The 15,518-nt window shown below is 68.9% G+C and carries 14 protein-coding genes; 4 read left to right on the forward strand and 10 right to left on the reverse strand.

Annotated features, from left to right (window positions below):
* Positions 1–210 precede the first annotated feature (210 nt).
* From ACSHWB_RS17470 to ACSHWB_RS17490, 5 genes are all read right to left on the reverse strand, one after another.
* On the reverse strand, positions 211–642 hold the full coding sequence (locus tag ACSHWB_RS17470) for a hypothetical protein (protein WP_439663069.1): 432 nt from the start codon (positions 640–642) through the stop codon (positions 211–213).
* A 16-nt stretch (positions 643–658) separates the two neighbouring features.
* Positions 659–1,135, reverse strand: coding sequence for an alpha/beta hydrolase (locus tag ACSHWB_RS17475; protein ID WP_439663070.1), 477 nt, complete (start codon positions 1,133–1,135; stop codon positions 659–661).
* A complete protein-coding gene (locus ACSHWB_RS17480) occupies positions 1,136–1,741 on the reverse strand; it encodes a DUF4232 domain-containing protein (protein WP_439663071.1) in 606 nt (201 codons plus the stop codon).
* Positions 1,742–1,807: 66 nt separating this feature from the next.
* The gene (locus tag ACSHWB_RS17485; protein ID WP_439663072.1) at positions 1,808–2,803 is read right to left on the reverse strand and encodes a gamma-glutamylcyclotransferase; all 996 of its coding nucleotides are present in this window, start codon (positions 2,801–2,803) and stop codon (positions 1,808–1,810) included.
* Positions 2,804–3,032: 229 nt separating this feature from the next.
* Positions 3,033–3,377: a winged helix-turn-helix transcriptional regulator gene (locus ACSHWB_RS17490; RefSeq protein WP_439663073.1), complete on the reverse strand. Its 345-nt coding sequence runs from the start codon at positions 3,375–3,377 to the stop codon at positions 3,033–3,035.
* Positions 3,378–3,452: 75 nt separating this feature from the next.
* Here ACSHWB_RS17490 and ACSHWB_RS17495 point away from each other — a divergent pair, with 75 nt between their 5' ends.
* A complete protein-coding gene (locus ACSHWB_RS17495) occupies positions 3,453–4,211 on the forward strand; it encodes an NmrA family NAD(P)-binding protein (protein WP_439663074.1) in 759 nt (252 codons plus the stop codon).
* A gap of 4 nt (positions 4,212–4,215) precedes the next feature.
* On the opposite strand, the gene ACSHWB_RS17500 is transcribed toward ACSHWB_RS17495, so the two are convergent.
* Positions 4,216–5,166 (reverse strand): LysR substrate-binding domain-containing protein, encoded by a 951-nt coding sequence (locus tag ACSHWB_RS17500; protein WP_439663075.1) that lies wholly within the window; start codon positions 5,164–5,166, stop codon positions 4,216–4,218.
* A 182-nt stretch (positions 5,167–5,348) separates the two neighbouring features.
* On the opposite strand from ACSHWB_RS17500, the gene ACSHWB_RS17505 reads away from it, so the two are divergent.
* On the forward strand, positions 5,349–5,780 hold the full coding sequence (locus ACSHWB_RS17505; protein ID WP_439663076.1) for a nitroreductase family deazaflavin-dependent oxidoreductase: 432 nt from the start codon (positions 5,349–5,351) through the stop codon (positions 5,778–5,780).
* A gap of 53 nt (positions 5,781–5,833) precedes the next feature.
* Here ACSHWB_RS17505 and ACSHWB_RS17510 read toward each other — a convergent pair whose 3' ends face one another.
* The 4 genes from ACSHWB_RS17510 to ACSHWB_RS17525 all read right to left on the reverse strand — a co-directional run bounded on the left by ACSHWB_RS17510 (position 5,834) and on the right by ACSHWB_RS17525 (position 11,435).
* Entirely contained in the window at positions 5,834–7,111 is a 1,278-nt protein-coding gene (locus ACSHWB_RS17510) for a PhzF family phenazine biosynthesis isomerase (RefSeq protein ID WP_439663077.1), read from the reverse strand.
* Between the two features lie 15 nt (positions 7,112–7,126).
* Positions 7,127–8,521, reverse strand: coding sequence for a hypothetical protein (locus tag ACSHWB_RS17515; protein WP_439663078.1), 1,395 nt, complete (start codon positions 8,519–8,521; stop codon positions 7,127–7,129).
* Complete coding sequence (locus ACSHWB_RS17520) at positions 8,518–10,317, reverse strand: dynamin family protein (protein WP_439664619.1); 1,800 nt, start codon at positions 10,315–10,317, stop codon at positions 8,518–8,520. The genes ACSHWB_RS17515 and ACSHWB_RS17520 overlap by 4 nt, the downstream gene beginning before the upstream one ends.
* A 197-nt stretch (positions 10,318–10,514) precedes the next feature.
* Positions 10,515–11,435 (reverse strand): IniB N-terminal domain-containing protein, encoded by a 921-nt coding sequence (locus ACSHWB_RS17525; RefSeq protein ID WP_439663079.1) that lies wholly within the window; start codon positions 11,433–11,435, stop codon positions 10,515–10,517.
* Between the two features lie 220 nt (positions 11,436–11,655).
* Between ACSHWB_RS17525 and ACSHWB_RS17530 the strand changes: the two genes are divergently transcribed.
* Together ACSHWB_RS17530 and ACSHWB_RS17535 are read left to right on the forward strand one after the other, a co-directional pair.
* A complete protein-coding gene (locus ACSHWB_RS17530) occupies positions 11,656–12,876 on the forward strand; it encodes an Hsp70 family protein (RefSeq protein ID WP_439663080.1) in 1,221 nt (406 codons plus the stop codon).
* Between the two features lie 47 nt (positions 12,877–12,923).
* Entirely contained in the window at positions 12,924–15,188 is a 2,265-nt protein-coding gene (locus ACSHWB_RS17535) for a helix-turn-helix transcriptional regulator (RefSeq protein ID WP_439663081.1), read from the forward strand.
* Positions 15,189–15,518: the final 330 nt, after the last annotated feature.

Here is a 15,518-nt window from a genome sequence, read left to right on the forward strand (position 1 = left end):
GGTCTGACGACCACCCTTAGTAGAGATTGTGCCCAGATTTTCACAGTTGAGAGCGAAGATCGGCTAACCGGGTGGATGCCTGAATCCACTCGAACGGGCCTTGATTTAATGATCAGTTGAGCGCGCCGCTGGCCCCTTGCCCACGCGTGTCGTGACACTCACAATGCCGCCTACAGCCTGTCGTGCACGAGCACCGACCGGCCGGGTGAATCAAGACGGCCTGCTGGGCGAGTTGTCACGCGGAGTGCCTGCCCCGAACGGGTCATCTCCCGCCCAGACCTCCACCATGACGCGCTCGGCGCCCGGCACGAGCCTGTTGATGACCTCGGGTTCGTCCAGCACGGTCCACGCCGTCGGCGGCTCGCACGCCACCCGCGGCAACGGGAAGTCCTCGCCCAGTCCGCGCACGAAGGTGCGAACGGCCCGTGCGAGCGCCGCGGCGACGTTGTGGGTGGCCTTCTCCGTGCTCGGCCGTGTGATGACGACGGCCCAGCAGCCGGGCTCCTCGTCGGAGCAGTCGCGGGCGTCCAGGATCTGGGCACCCGCACGGTTGATGAGCGCGTCGCACGCGGCACGCGCCTGGTGCTCGTTCGCCGCTTCGACCACCACGGTGATCAGCAGCACGAGGTCGTCTTCGTCCATGACACCCGAAATGGTGTCAGATGACCCTCCGGGTGAACTCCAGCACCCGAGTGACGGCCTCGCCGTCGGTCAGCAGCCCGTCCGCGACGTGCTCCTCGAACGCGGTCCCGCGGATCCTGTCGGTGCCCGCCCGCGTGTCGGAGATCGGCACGATCTCGTCGTCCGACCCGTGCAACCACAACGTCGGCAGCTCACCCAACGCCGGCCCGAACGAGACCTCGTCCATCAGGTCGGCCAGCTCGTTGGACGCGCCGTCCCACATGCCGAGCACCGGCGACACCAACACGAGCGCGGCGAGCCCGGAATGCGTTTGGGCATAACGAACTGCGGCGGGTGCGGCGGTGAAGTGTCCAATGAGGACGACCGGCCGATCAGCGGCCTCCACAGCCGCTTCGATGTTCTCGCTCACGATGACCGGCACACCGGCCGTGCGCAGCGAGAAGGCGATGCGCTCGCCGTGCGGCAGCACGGCGAGCCATCCAGGTGCGTCCATCTAGGAAGCGTAGAAGGCGCTGATCTCGATCCGGCCACCGGAACACACGGGGCCAAGCGTCCACGGCACGGTCAGCGGCGCGGTCTCATCCGGTGGGATGGCGGCGGCCTTCGACGCCTCCGGCTGACACGGCCCCTCGACGGGTTCGTTGCCGGACGGCACGACGCCCCAGTGCAGGTTCGCCGCTGCCTTGCCACCCGGCGCGAGCGTCATCGCGGCCGGCCCCGGATCCGCCTTGCGCTCCAGCTTGGTCGGCACCGCGCCGGACGCGTTCTCCAGCTGGAAACCGCTGTAGCCGTTGAGCGTGCACGGCATCGTGGCCGTGTTGGTGACGACGAACTTGCCGTACCTGTTGCCCGCGCCCGCGTCCGTGGGAGCGACCTCGCCCTTCAACACGGCCGAGTCGCAGCGCTTCACGGCGGGCACGGCCGCGCCGGAGTTGCCCGCAGGGGCCTCTGTGGACGATGGCGCGGTGGTCGACGGCGGCGTGGACGTCGACGTCGGCAGCGTCTGCGGCGAGCCGTTGTCCGAGCTTCTCGTCCCGCAGGCCGTAACGGCAGCAAACGCTGTGAGCACCAGTCCGCATGCGATCAACCGACGAGTCATGGGTGCACCTCCTACCACCGAAGGATGTGCCCAAATATCAACTTGCCCACACACCGTGCCGGAAGTTCACTCGATGGTTGACCGGATCTGGTGGACGTCCCAGCCGTCGGGCAGTTCCGACATCCCCTGCACCGCCGCGGTCCAGATGTACGTCCAAGCGATCCGGCCATCGGGCAGCACGACGCGCACGCGGCGGTAGTCCTCGCCCTCGTACTCGTCGAGCAACGGCAGCGCGTCCTCGGGGGACCTCAGCCGCAGCACGTGGCCGGGCACGCCCAGTCCGGCGTCGGGGCGCAGAGCGGGGTAGCCCAGGCCCGTGTCGAACAACGTGCCGGGCAGGTGGGTCTCCTCGGACTCCACGACGTGCGGCTCCATCAGGTGCCAAGCGCTTGCGCCCGGCTGGAGGGTGCCGTAGACGAACAGCAGTTCTGGCCAGTCGTCGGCGGACGGCTCGCCGTGGACCTCGGTCACTTCCAGTCCGTCGGTCATCGCAGGCCTCTCGCCCAGCACACGCGCGCCTCGCTGCGAGACGTCCGCGCAACGGACCATACGGCCGTTGAAGAGCACGGGCATCCGCTTCTTGGAGCCTGCCGTGTACGCCAGAACGCTGTCGATGACGCCACCGTTGTAGAGCACCACACGGCCCGTGTGCACGCGTACAAGGCGATAGCGCAGTCCGCGGCCCTCGCAACGGTCCAGCACACGCAGCTGTTCAGGCGTGGCGAACCAGATGGAGTGCTCTTCGGTGACGCCGGGCGCTCCCGCGAGCGTTGCCGGCCGCTGCCCGTCGCGCATGCGCAGACCGGCGGCCCAGACAGCAGAAAGGCCCTCGCACCGTGCGCGCAGCACGACCGCGGGGCCTTCGAGACCGAGCTCTTCGCGGAGCCAGGTGAGTTTGCTCGGATTGGCGTTCGAGCCGTAGCCGAGCACCGGCATCCGGCCCGCCAACGGCGGTTCACCGTGGTTCGCGAGCCATTGGTCTAGGTCGATGTTCTCCGGCTCGACCCGCCATCCCGACTCCATGGTGAGGTCCGGCCGCACTGGCCAGCCTGTTTCGTCCACGTGAACGAAACAGTGGTCTGGACGAGTACCCGGATAGGGCTCAGCCGGATGGCTTTCGTCGGTGAACGGTTGGGCCATTGGTCCACTATGCCAGTGCGAGGGGCTGGTTGGCGCCCCCTAATCGTGACCCATCCGAGGACTTGTCCGCGTTTCTAGGGGATTAGTGAGAACGTTCACTGCGCATTCGGGTGACTGACCCGATGTCTAATCGCCAACACTCCGGCGTCCCTCAGGGGTTGTCATAGCGTTGCTGCGCCTGGGCGACCTCTGGCTGGTTCGCCTCGATCCAGTGGGCGAGCGCCACGAGGTGGCTCGCGGCCCCCTTGCCGAGCGGCGTCAGCGCGTACTCGACGTGCGGCGGGATGACCGGGAAGACCTCGCGATGCACGAACCCGTCGCGCTCCAGCGTCCGCAACGTCTGGGTGAGCATCTTCTCGCTCGCCAGCTCCAGCTCGCGGCGCAGCTCGCTGAACCGCCACGCCTCACCGTTGGACAGCGCCTGCAACACCAGCACTCCCCACCGGCTTGTGACGTGTTCCATGATCGCGCGCTCGGGACAGATCGTGACCTGCATGCTCACCTCCACGTAAGTACCCGACTCTGAAGTAGGTACTTACGAAAGGTTAGCGCTTTCTCTAGCTTCGTGGGTATGACGATCCTCATCACCGGAGCAACCGGCCAGCTGGGCAACGCAGTCCTCCGCTACGTCCTCGACCGCACGAACGAGCAGGTCATCGTGTCTGTGCGCGATCCGAAGAAGATCACGCAGGAAGGCATCGAAGTTCGCCAGGGCGACTTCGAACAGCCGGAGACCCTCGACTTCCGCGGCGCCGACAAGCTGCTGATCGTGTCCGGCGAGGCCCCTGACGCCGACACCCGCATCCAGCAGCACAAGAACGCCGTCGCCAAGGCCGTCGAGCACGGCGTGGGCCACATCTTCTACACGAGCCTCACCGACGCGGACACGTCCACGGTGGGCGTCGCGGTCGTGCACAAGGCGACCGAGGAGGCCATCCGCGCCACCGGCATCCCGTTCACGTTCCTGCGCAACGGCATGTACCACGAGAACTACCTGGGCGCCCTGGCCGGCGACACCGTGGCGGTCTCCACGAAGGACGGCCGGATCGCCAGCGCGGCCCGTGACGACTACGCCCTGGCCGCCGCCGTGGCACTGACCACCGACGGCCACGAGAACGCGACCTACGAGCTCACCGGCTCGACCGCGTGGTCGTTCCCGGAGGTCGCCGGCGACCGCTTCCAGGACGTCAGCGACGACGACCTGATCGCGGCCGGCGTGCCCGCGATCTTCGTCGACTTCTTCAAGGCGATCCGCGAGGGCGTGTTCGCGGAGGTCCGCCCTGACCTGGAGAAGCTGATCGGCCGCCAGTCCCGTCCGATCAAGGTCTGAACGATCAGGTGAACTCGGGATGCGCCTCCGGATGCGCGTCCCACCACTTGCGGTACTCCGGGTTCCGGTCCAGCACCGACCGGTAGGCGTCGGCGGCGCACGCGAACACCTCGTGCGCCCGCCCCGCCACCGGCGAATCCCGCCGGGTGGCAACAAAAACGTCCGTCATCAACGGCATTCCCCGCAACCGCCGGATCACGATCCCCTCCCCGGTCCGCGAAGGCGCCGCCGCGAACGACACGCACCCTCCGGCCACCAGCCCGCGGGCCATGCTGGCCTCGCCGGTGTGATGGGTCAGCCGGGGCACGAACCCGGCGTCCGCACAGACCTGGAACATCTGCGTCCGGCTCCCGATGTGCTGCTTGGGCGGCGTGACCCAGTCCCGGTCGGCGAGGTCGGCCAGATCGACCTCCTCCAGCAGTGCCAGCGGATCCGTCTCCGGCAACGCCACGAACGCCGGTTCCGTCACGAGCTTCCGCAGCTCGATCCCGGCCAGGTCCCTGGCGTGCATGCCGTCGAAGAACTCGAACAGCGCCACGTGCACCTGTCCTGCCTCCAGCATGTCCACGATCTCGGCGGACGACGGCCGCACCTCCGCGCGCACGTCGGCGTTGAGCGCTCGAAGCCCCGACACGACCGACGCGAAGTACAGGATCGGGATGCAGCCGAAGATCAGCGGCCCGCGCCGGTCCGACTCGCGGGTGGTGCTCATCAGCTGAGCCATCTCGTCGAGGACCAGCCTTGCCGTGCCCAGCACTCGGCGGCCCAGGTCTGTTGGGACGCAACCGTTGCGCGTTCGGTCGAACACCTGGCCGCCGACCAGGCGTTCCACGGTGCGCAGCTGGGCGGACAGGGCGGGCTGGGTGAGTCCGAGCCGCGACGCGGCCCTGGTGACGCTGCCTTCTTCGGCGATGGTTCGCACCGCGCGAAGGTGTCGGAGCTCCAACTCGGGCATAAAGACCTTGTATCCCCCTTCTGAATGCGCCGCCACCCTTCGATCGGGGCATAGTGACTTCGATCGATCTTCCGGCCCGGCGCTTGCGGCAGCGCTCACGGGTCCGGCGCGGGAGGGTGCGCACCCCTCGGTTCGACGCTGCTGTCGCGCACCCTGCGCTCCGCGGCAGTAGCGTCGAACCCATGGCCGTCAAGGACTCTCCCAGGGACTGGGTCAACGAGCACATCCAGAAGTACGTCGAGACCGACGGCGCCGAGGGGCACGAGTGGCGGCCGGGCGTGCACACGTTGCTGCTGACCACGATGGGGCGCAAGAGCGGTGAGAAGAGGCGCACCGCGCTCATCTACCAACCCTCCGGCGACGACTACGTGGTCGTGGCGTCGCAGGGCGGCAAGCCGGTGCACCCGTCGTGGTACCTCAACCTCGAAGAGGAACCCGTGGTCGACGTCCAGGTCGCGGCGGAGAAGTTCCAGGCCCGTGCCCGCACGGCCGGCCCCGACGAGCGGGACCGGCTGTGGACGTTGATGAACGAGGTCTGGCCCGCCTACACCGAGTACCAGCAGAAGACCGACCGCGAGATCCCGGTGGTCGTGCTGGAGCGGGTCAAGGGATAGCGAGTTCGACCGGCTTCCCGACGAACTCGCCGCCGTCTGCGGAGCAGCGGCAATCAAACACGGATAGGGACCGCTGCACCCGTCACGGTCACCCGGCGGTCCTCGCGCGTGGCGTCGACCTCCAGCCGTGACGGCCTGCCCATGTCCTCGCCCTGGCTGATGACGAACCGTTGCGGCCCTTCGAGGTCGCGCAGGTAGCCGCCGAACGCCGCCGCGGCAGCGCCCGTCGCCGCGTCCTCGACGACACCGCCGACCGGGAACGGGTCGCGGGCGTGCACCAGATCCGCGGACTCGCGCCAGAACAGGTGCACCGTCGTGAGGTCGTGCGCCAGCATCAGGTCGCGCAACGCGTCGAAGTCGTAGTCCAGTTCGCGCAACTGCTCGCGGTCCTTCAAGGGGATCAGCAGATGACGGGCGCCGCCGAACCCGACGTGCACCGGCCCGTCGCCGATCTCCTTGTAGCCCAACGCCTCCAGGGCCGCGGCCACCAGCTCCGGGTCGGCCTCGGAGGTGCTGGTCGGCACGCTGGTCAGCGAAGCCGTGCCACCGGAGGTCTCGATGGTGATCTCACCGGCGGGAGTGTGGAACGTCAGCGGCCCGTCCCCGATCCGCTCCGCCAGCGCGACGGACGTGGCGATCGTGGCGTGACCGCAGAACGGCACCTCCGCCTTGGGACTGAAGTACCGCACGTCGAACGACCGCTCGCCCCTCGGCAGCACGAAGGCCGTCTCCGAGTAACCCACCTTCGCGGCGATGGCGAGCATCTCGTCGTCGGCCAGATCGGACGCGTCGAGCACCACGCCCGCCGGGTTCCCGCCGGCCGGATCGGTCGTGAACGCGCTGTACCGCAGGACTCCCTTGTCGCTCATACCCCGGTCCAACGCGTAGCAGTGCTGAAGTCTTCCGTGCATGTTCCTGCTGGTGAAGTAGGTCAGCCCTGCCTTCTCCAGCACGCGCCCGGACGCGTGGTTGCGCGCGTCGGTCCCCGCCACGACCCTGTCGGCGATGGCGAGCGCCTTGTCCCGCAGCTCCACGGCGACCCGCGAGGCGACGCCGCGGCCCCAGTGCGCGGGGTCGATCCAGTAGCCGATCTCGATCTCGCCCAGGTCGCCGTCGAGCATCTGCGCGAGCCCGACGACCACGCCGTCCTCGACGACCAGGTGCAGACCGAAGCCGTGCACCTCCCAGTGCCGCAACGCCTGCTCGTGCCGTTCGGTCACGTAGTCCGGGGTCCAGGGCATGCCGTTGCCGACGAACGCCGTCATCCGGGGATCGGACGCCCACCGCAGCATGTAGCCGAAGTGCTCGGCCTGCCAACGCACGAGTTCCATGCGGACCATCGTGCCTCAGCTGAACTGGGGGAGTAGCCCTTCGCACGTGCGGACCACGATCTGCGCGGCCTTGCGGTGGTCATGGGAGGCGTGCACGTCCGCCGCCTGCGCCTGCCACCGCAGCAGCGCGTCGAGCAGTGCCTCGCGCAGCTCCCGCGCGTCGGCCTCGTACTCGAAACCCAGCCGTGCCAACGGGGCCACGCCCTCGGCGCCGACGAGCCGCAACGCCTCCGCCTGCAGTTCGGCGGGCAGCTTCATCCGCCCGGACTGCAGCGCGGCCACGAGCCGGAGCTCGCGGAAGTCGTGCGCGGAGGCGACGACACGTTCCAGGTCGGACATCAGCTTGCGGGCGTTCGGCCGCGGCTCCATCCGGAACAGCACGTCGAGCGCCAGCAGCGCCGAGCGCGCCTTGAGGATCTCGCGGCGTTCGACGAAGTGCACCGCGATCGAGTCGCGCAGCTCGCCGAGGCCGCTGCGCTGCACCAGCTGGCCGGTCAGCTTCACCTGCGAGTCGAAGCCCTGCCGGATCAGCGCGGTGATCAGCCGGACGCCGAAGATCCCGAACCGTTCCAGCAGCACCTGCCGCACCAAGGGTTCCATCGTCAGCGGGAACTGCTCGCCGACGAACCGGTCCGCCGACAGCAGGTGGTCTTCCAGTTCCTCACGGCCCAGCGACGACAGGACGCGCAACGCCGCGAACTCGTCCTCGCGCAACGTCCTCGCGGCCACCGCCAGCAGTCCGGCGACCGAGACCACGTTCTGGCACAACGGTTCCACGGCCGGGTCGCGGCGGTAGCGGCGGGCGATCTGCTTGGCGGACGACAACGCGTCGATCCGCCCGGCACCGATCTCGTCGGCGCGGGCGAGCACCGCCACCGTGTGCACCGCCGCGGTCCGGGCGATCGGGTGGTCGTTGGCCGCCTGCAGGAACTTCAGGTCCTCGTCCTGCACGTGCCGCATCAGGTACAGCAACGCGTCCGCGTCACCGAGCACCTGGTCCGGCGTGGCCTCGGACGGGGTGTCGATCAGCACGACGTCGCGCAGCGTCCGCGCCGGCCAGTCGACGACGACCCGGTCGGAACGGTCGAACTGGCCCGTCTCGACGTGGTGGCGGTTGCCCCGCCTGCCGATCGTGAGCTCGTGCGGCCTGCCGGGACCGTTGAACACGTGCGCCCGCGCCTCGGTACCGCCGCGGTACCAGACGAACGAGGTCTGCGGCGTGAACTCGTCGCCGATCAGCGCGTTGACCACAGTGGACTTGCCGATCCGCGACCGGCCGGCCACCGCGATCCGCACGGGTTCGGTGTAGCGCTCGACGTGCGAGCGCAGCCAGGCCGTGGCGCGGGGGCTGTCGCGGTAGACCCCCAGCGCCTCCTGCAGCATCGACCAGACGACGCGGTCCAATGTCACGCGGTGAGCTCCATCGCCGGACCCCCGAGTGCCTGTACCCGCTTGTAGAGCGTGACGAGCTTGTCCAGCTCCTTGCGGCCTTCCCGCATCCTGCGCTCGCGTTCGGTCTGGTCGTCCTGCACCGCGCGCTTGGCGCTGCGGGCCGACTCCAGCAACGTCTCCTGCAGCTCCTCGGCGAGCGTGCTGAAGTGGTTGCGCAGCGAGCGCTGGATGTGCCGCCCCGAGTCGCGGACGTCCTTGGAGAACTTCATGAAGAAGTCGTCCACGTGCCGTTGCGCGGCGGCCTTCGCGGCGGCCTGGCGGCGCTTCAGCCGCTGGTCGCTCTCGTCCAGGATGGACTTCCCGCCGAACAGCGCGCCGGCGCCGAGCGAGATCACGTTGATCAGCGGCATGCCCGCGAGCGAGGTGACCAGGCCGAACATCAGCACGCCGCCGTAGGAGCCGCGCAGACCGGTGAAGAGCTTCTGCGGCATGGAGAACGGCTCGATCTTCGGCTTCTCCAGCTTGCTCGCCGGCTCCAGCAGGTCGTCCGGCAGCACCGAACCCGGGATCAGGTCCTCGCGGTAGACGGGGAAGTTCCTGGCTACCTTCGCGGCCACCCACTCCGCGCGTTCCATCAGCCAGGCGAAGTTCGTGGTGGCGGCCTCGTTGAGGTTGTCCTCCAGCCACTGCTCGAACTTGTCCCAGCCGATCGCGGGGTCGGCCTCGTCGTAGGTCTTGTCGACCTCGCGCAGGATCTTGCGGGTCCGGTCGCGCAGGTCGTACTCGACGTCGGAGATCAGGTCGGCCATCTCGTCGTTGAGCACGTTCTGCCAGCGCGCCGACCGGCGCCGCAGCTCGTCGACCCGGCGCTGGGCCTCCTGCAGCGTCGAGATCGTGGCGACCGTGCGGGACGAGTCGTGGGCCGTGAGCTCCTCGCGCAACGGCGTGACCAGCTGGGTGAGCGCGCTCGACGCCACCACGGCGACGGCGCGGCGGGCCAGCAGGTCGGCGCTCGCCACGATGTCGCTCTGCACGCACGCCACCAGCTCGGGGAACCCGGACTCGGTGTTGAGCCGCTGGTCGCCGGTCTTCGCGGCGCGCAACCTGAGCGCGCTCGACACCGGGATGAGCTTCGCGCGGATGCCGGCGCGGGCCAGCAGGGCCCGGTTGCGCTCCACGACGTGCCGCCAGCTCGGTACGAGGTCGATCTTGGTGACGACCACCGTGACGTTCGGGCAGGCCTCCATGACCTTCTTGAGCAGCGTCATCTCCGCCGCCGTCAGCTCGCCCGTCGCGTCGGAGACCAGCAGCACGGCGTCGGCCTGCATCAGCGTGGCGAACGTGCTGGCGGTGTGCGCGGAACGGGTGTCGCCGACGCCGGGGGTGTCGATCAGGACCAGGCCGCTGTCGAGCAGCGCGCGGGGGATGCCGATCTCGGCCCGCACGACGTGCTGCGCGGCGGCCTGTTTCGTCACCTGGTCGATCGGCACGGCGATGCGCTCGGTCGGGGTGTGGAAGATCGACCCGCCCGCGGACGCGTTGCGGACCAGCGCGGCCGACGGGGTGTCGGCGTGCTGGACGAAGGTCGGCACAGTCGTCGTGATGTCGTCGCCCACCGCGCAGACGGGGGCGTTGAGCAACGCGTTGACGAGCTGGCTCTTGCCTTGTTTGGACTCGCCGACGACGAGAACGCGCAACTTGGGGTCGAGTTGCTGTGCCCGCTTTTCGCGCAGCCGGGCCTCCAGATCGGGCCGCCGGTGCGTGACGCAGGCCCCGATCGTCTCGTCGAGCACGTCGAGCCAGGGCGGTGCCATCACCTGACTCATAGTGCCGTGTTCACCCCCTTGGGTGAAAGCCTCGAACGCGATACCGGTTTTGTTCTGGCTGACGGGGCTGTTCGGACGGACGGTGACGTTTCTCACCGAACCCTGGCGACGATCGTTTCGTCAGGAGAGACGACGAACCGGCCCTGTCCTCGTGAGACAGGGCCGGTCCGCCGGGGGAGGGTGGCTCAGCCGAGCAGGCCCAGGTCCAGGTCGCCGACGACCGGGACGTTGTGCGTGACGTCGGTGACGGTGCCGAGCACGTTGCCGACGCCGTGGTCGCCGCCGAGCACGTTGCCGACGCCGTGGTCACCGGTGACGGAGCCGGCGACACCGGTCGCCGTGCCGACGAGGCCGGTCGCGGTGCCCGTGACCTGGCCGACGGTGTCCAGGGAGTGCAGGCCGACGTCGCCGTTGGCCAGGTCGTCGAGGCCGCTGGTGTTCAGCACGCCCAGGCTCAGGTCGCCGCCGCCGAGCACGCCCAGCGCGTCGTGGCCGAGGCCCGTCACGCCGGTGAGCTGGCCGAGGATGCCGTCGGCACCGGGGACGGCCGAGGTGACGCCGTCGAGCGGCGCGTCGACGGTCGCGGTGGCGGTGTCGGCCACGTCGAGGACGGTGCCGGTCAGCGGCGACGCGGTCTGGTCGAGGACCGAGGTCACGTCGCTGACGGCGGAGAAGTCGCCGTCGATGCCGAGGCCGACGCGGGCGTACTCGCCCAGGGTGCTGTTCGCCACGGCGAACTGGAGGCCGTCGCCGTTGGCCGCGAGCATGCCGGCGGACGAGGTCTGCAGGTCGGTGAGGTTCACGCCCGACGAGGTCAGCTGAGACGCGACCGCCTGCAGCTGGCTGATGGCGCCGAGCGGGCCGTCCGCGAGGAGGTCACCGGCGGGCAGGGTCAGGTCGACACCGTCGATGGCGGGCAGGCCAGCGGGGGTGGCGGGCAGCAGGTCGAGGACCAGCGGGATGACTTCCTGCACGTCGACGGCGGTGATGTCGGCCAGGCCAGCCTGCTCCAGGGTGCCCTGAGCGTCGGCCGCGAAGGCGTCCTTGAGCGACGGGTCGCTGAGCAGGTTGAGCACGAAGTCGTGGAGCGTGCTGGGCTGGGTCATCTGAGGGCACTCCTGTGAGACGCGGATGTCGTGCGGGGTGTGTTGGCTGAAAGTTATGAGAGCGGGGCCGTCACCTGCATCGGGGATCACTCCCAGTGAATCCCCGTTCCCCGATGGGGTGACGGTCGTTGACCCCCTAGGGGATTAGGGGCCTCACTTGAGCGTCTCTTGTTCACCCGTGTAGGTACTGGTCGCTGCTGCGAACAGGTGAGGAAGAGACTTGGCGTACGTACTGGGAGTCGATGTCGGCACCACCCGGACGACGGCTGCCGTGTGCCGCCTCGACGGTGCCCGGGATGCCGAGATCGCCCTGGTGGTGCCGTCGTTGCTGCAGCTCACGGACGCGGGGACGTTCACGGTCGGCGAGCGCGGGGTGGTGGGCTGGTCGGCCTCCGGTTTCGCCCGCCGGATCGGCGACGCGGTCCCGTTCTCGCTGGGTCCGGAGATGTGCCCGGCCGAGGAGCTCACCGCGCTGCTGATCATGTGGGTCGTCGGCGAGGTCGTCGCCCGAGAGGGTGAGCAGCCCCGTCACCTGGCGGTCAGTCACCCGGCCGGGTGGGGTCCCTATCGCCGCGGGCAGCTCTACGCGGCGTTGCGGGCGGTCGGACTGTCCGAGGTGACGCTCGTGCCGGAGCCGCTGGCGGCGGCCGAGAACCACGCCATGCGGTCCAGGGTGATGCCCGAGGCGTCGCTGGCGGTGTTCTCGCTGGGCAGCCACGCGTTCTCCGCGTCGGTGGTCCGGCGGGCGCAGAACCGGACGTTCGAGCTGGTCAACCATGTCGACGGCGTCGACCACCACACCGGTGCCGACTTCGACGACCTGTTGCTGGGACTGGTGCGCGGCCGGCTCGGAAAGGACGGCCAGGTGTCGTCCGCCGAGTGCGAGGCCGCGAAACGGGCGTTCGGCCCGTCCAGCCCGTCCGTGGTGGTCAGCGGCGTCGAGATCGCGCGCGACGAGTTCGTGGACGAGATCCGGCCGTCCGTCGACCACCTGGTCGGCACCTTCGTCCGCGCCGTCGGGGCGGTGCAGCCCGACGCCGTGCTGCTCGTCGGCGGCGCCTGCCGGATGCCCGTGATCGGCGACGCGCTGTCGTCGTCGGTCGACTGCCGCGTGCTGGCGGAGGCCGCCCCCGAGCACTCCGTCGCCAAGGGCCTCGCGGTCGCCGCGCGGCTGGTGCTGCTCGGTCCCGCGGTCGAGCCGGAACCGCTCGAGACGTCGGTCCTCGTGCACACCCGCGAGGCGTCGTTGCGCTTCCCCGTCGGCGAGGTCCCTGACGCCGACGACGACTTCACCGCTCCACCGCCCCGCCCGCCGGTGGACGTGTCCCCGCTGGAACTGCCGCCGAGGCGGGTGAAGCGCGTCACGAGCGCGCTGAGGCCCGCCGGACGGCGCTCGAACTCCAGCTCCCGCTCCCGAGACGATGATGAGGACGGCCGTTGAGCGTGACCACGCGAGCCAAGTTGGTGCTGGACCCCCCAGTGCGAGACGTGCTCGACCGGATCAACGACGCCGGCGCGGGCACCCGCCTGCGCGTTGTCGTTGCGGCGCCTGGTGGTTACGGCAAGACAGCGCTGCTTTCGGAGATCACCAACACCGCCGTGCGCGTGGTCGACGACGCGCACCTGCTGGACGATGCTTCGTTGCGCTCTCTTGCCGATGAACCGCTTCTGGTGCTGGCTTATCGCCCCTGGCCGCGCCGCTCGGTGCTGGCCGAGCTGACCCGTGGCGCTGTTGTCGTGCCGTTGGCGCCGCTTTCCCGCGATGGGGTGCGTGAGCTGCTTGGCGCTCCCAAGCCTGTTGCGGACTTCGTGTTTGCGCAAACCGGGGGTGTGCCCCTGTTCGTGGAGCGCCTCGGGGCAGTTGCCGAGGTGTCGGCTGAGGTGCTGGGCGCGTTCCGTGCCGAGTTGGACTGGCTTGACGCTGATCTGCAGAAGTTCCTGCTGGCCGCGGAAGCCGGGGCCGCTCAGCGGCTGGATCTCCTGTCGGCGTTGCTGGACAAGGACTTCGACGAGGTCAGCGACATCATCGAGGCCGCTCGGGCTACCGGCATGCTCGCTGAGGACGGCACGTTGGTGCCGTTGGCGCATCGGGCTGTCGGGGCGTTGACCCGTGCCGAGCGGCGGATCGCTGTGCGGCAGAAGCTGGCTCAGCTTCAGCTTGACCGTGGTGGGCCGGTGTTGGAGCTGGTTCGGCCGTTGGTCGACACCGGGATCGGTGGGCCTGTTTTTGTTGCGGCGGCTCGTGAGGCTTTGTCCTCCGACCCCGCGCTTGCTGCCCGGCTGTTCAAGGCCTCTACCGGTGGAGGGACGCCTTCTGCCGAGACTGCTGCCTCTTGGGCCACGGCTTCGGCGATGGCCGGCGATCTGGATGGTGCTTTGCGGCTCGCTGATCAGGTGATCAGTGCTTCTGACTCGCCGCATCGGCGGACTGCTGCTGAGGTTGCGGCTGTTGCCCTTGCCCATCGGGGGCAGCTGGCTCGTAGCACTGAGCTGTTTCGGTGGGCGGCTACGCCTTATGCGGCCGCATTCGCCGGGATCGGGCTGATCGGGACCGGGCACCTGTTCGAGGAGACGCCTCCTCAGCCTCCGACCATGCTCGGCGGGGCGGCCTCGTTGATGGTGCAAGGGGTTCGGCAGTCGGTGGCCGGAGGGGAGACCGCGGCACTGTCCACATTGGTCCGTGCTTCGTCGATGCTCGAACCTGCCGGCGGGGCGGTGTTGTTGCCGGACAGCCCGGCTGCTCTTGCCGCTTTGGTGGCTGTGCACTGCGGTGAGTCCAGCGTTGCCGAGTCCGTGCTGGATCGGGCAGTGGAGACCGGTACCGGTGGGGTGCTGATGTCCGTTCGGCACCGGTTGTTGCAGGCCTGGTTGCAGATGTTGCGCGGGAACCTGGCTGTTGCCCGGGAGACGTTGATGTCCGTTCGCGGGGCTTTCGAGCCTCGTGACTGGATCTTCGCGGTGGCTCTCGAGGTCGGGGTTGCTCGGCGGAACTCTGACTTGGCCACGTTGCGGCGTACGTGGGAACAGGCCTGTGAGGCTGTTCTTCGGCATCCGGTGGATCTGTTCAGCCTGTTGCCGTTGGGGGAGTTCGCTGCTGCCGCTGCCCGGTTGCGGGATCAGGAGCGGTTGGCTCCGCATCTTGCCCAGGCATTTGGGTTGTTGAAGGCGTTGGGGGATCCGCCGTTGTGGGCCGCCCAGTTGCGCTGGGGGCTGTTGCACGCGGCGATCATCGATGAGAACACGGCTGGTGCCGAGGAGCACGCCGCCGCGTTGGCCGGGTTCCGGGAGCGGAGCCGGTACTGCGCGATCTTGTCCGCTGCGGCTGAGTGCTGGCTGGATGTCGTCGCCGGCGATGTTGATGCTGATCGGGTTGAGGAAGCTGCTCGTAGCCTGCACGCGGTCGGGTTGTGGTGGGACGCGTCCCGGTTGGCTGGGCAGGCTGCTATCCGGACGTCCGATCGTCAGGCCATGGTTCGGCTGCTGGACTGTGCCCGGTTGTTGCAGGGGCGGCCGGTTTCTGTCCGGCGTGAGGCCGATGCCGTTGCCGTGGTGGAGGATGCCGGGAAGTTGAGTGATCGGGAGCGGGAGGTGGCTCAGCTGGTTCTGGAGGGGATGACCTATCGGCAGGTTGGGGACCGGTTGTTCATCTCCGCCAAGACTGTTGAGCACCACATGGCTCGGATGAGGCAGCGGCTGGGGTCCACGTCGCGGTCGGATTTGTTGGGGCAGTTGCGGCATATTCTGGGTGGTTGAGGCTCCGCCCCGGACCCCGCCAATCTGATCAGAAGCCGGGTCCACCCCGTCCGGACCGCAGTGGTGAGGACGGCTCGCCTGCGGCATCGCTCGGGTGGCCGTGCCTGCTGCCGTTCATCGAGGTGAAGTTCCCGCTGGCCGCGTGTAGCCCGATCGAGGGTCGAGGGTTGGGCTTGTTCGTGAGAAAATTGATCCGATTGAGCGAGGAAATGTTGTAACGCTCAGAGATCGCTATTACCCCGTTGGGGGAACGTCCCTGCGCATTGGGACGGTGCGGTTTGCTGGCGGTAGGCTTCCGCACCGTTGCTCGCCGAGCAGGTCAGGTGGAAC

Source organism: Lentzea sp. HUAS TT2 (assembly GCF_051853195.1).
Lineage (GTDB): Bacteria > Actinomycetota > Actinomycetes > Mycobacteriales > Pseudonocardiaceae > Lentzea.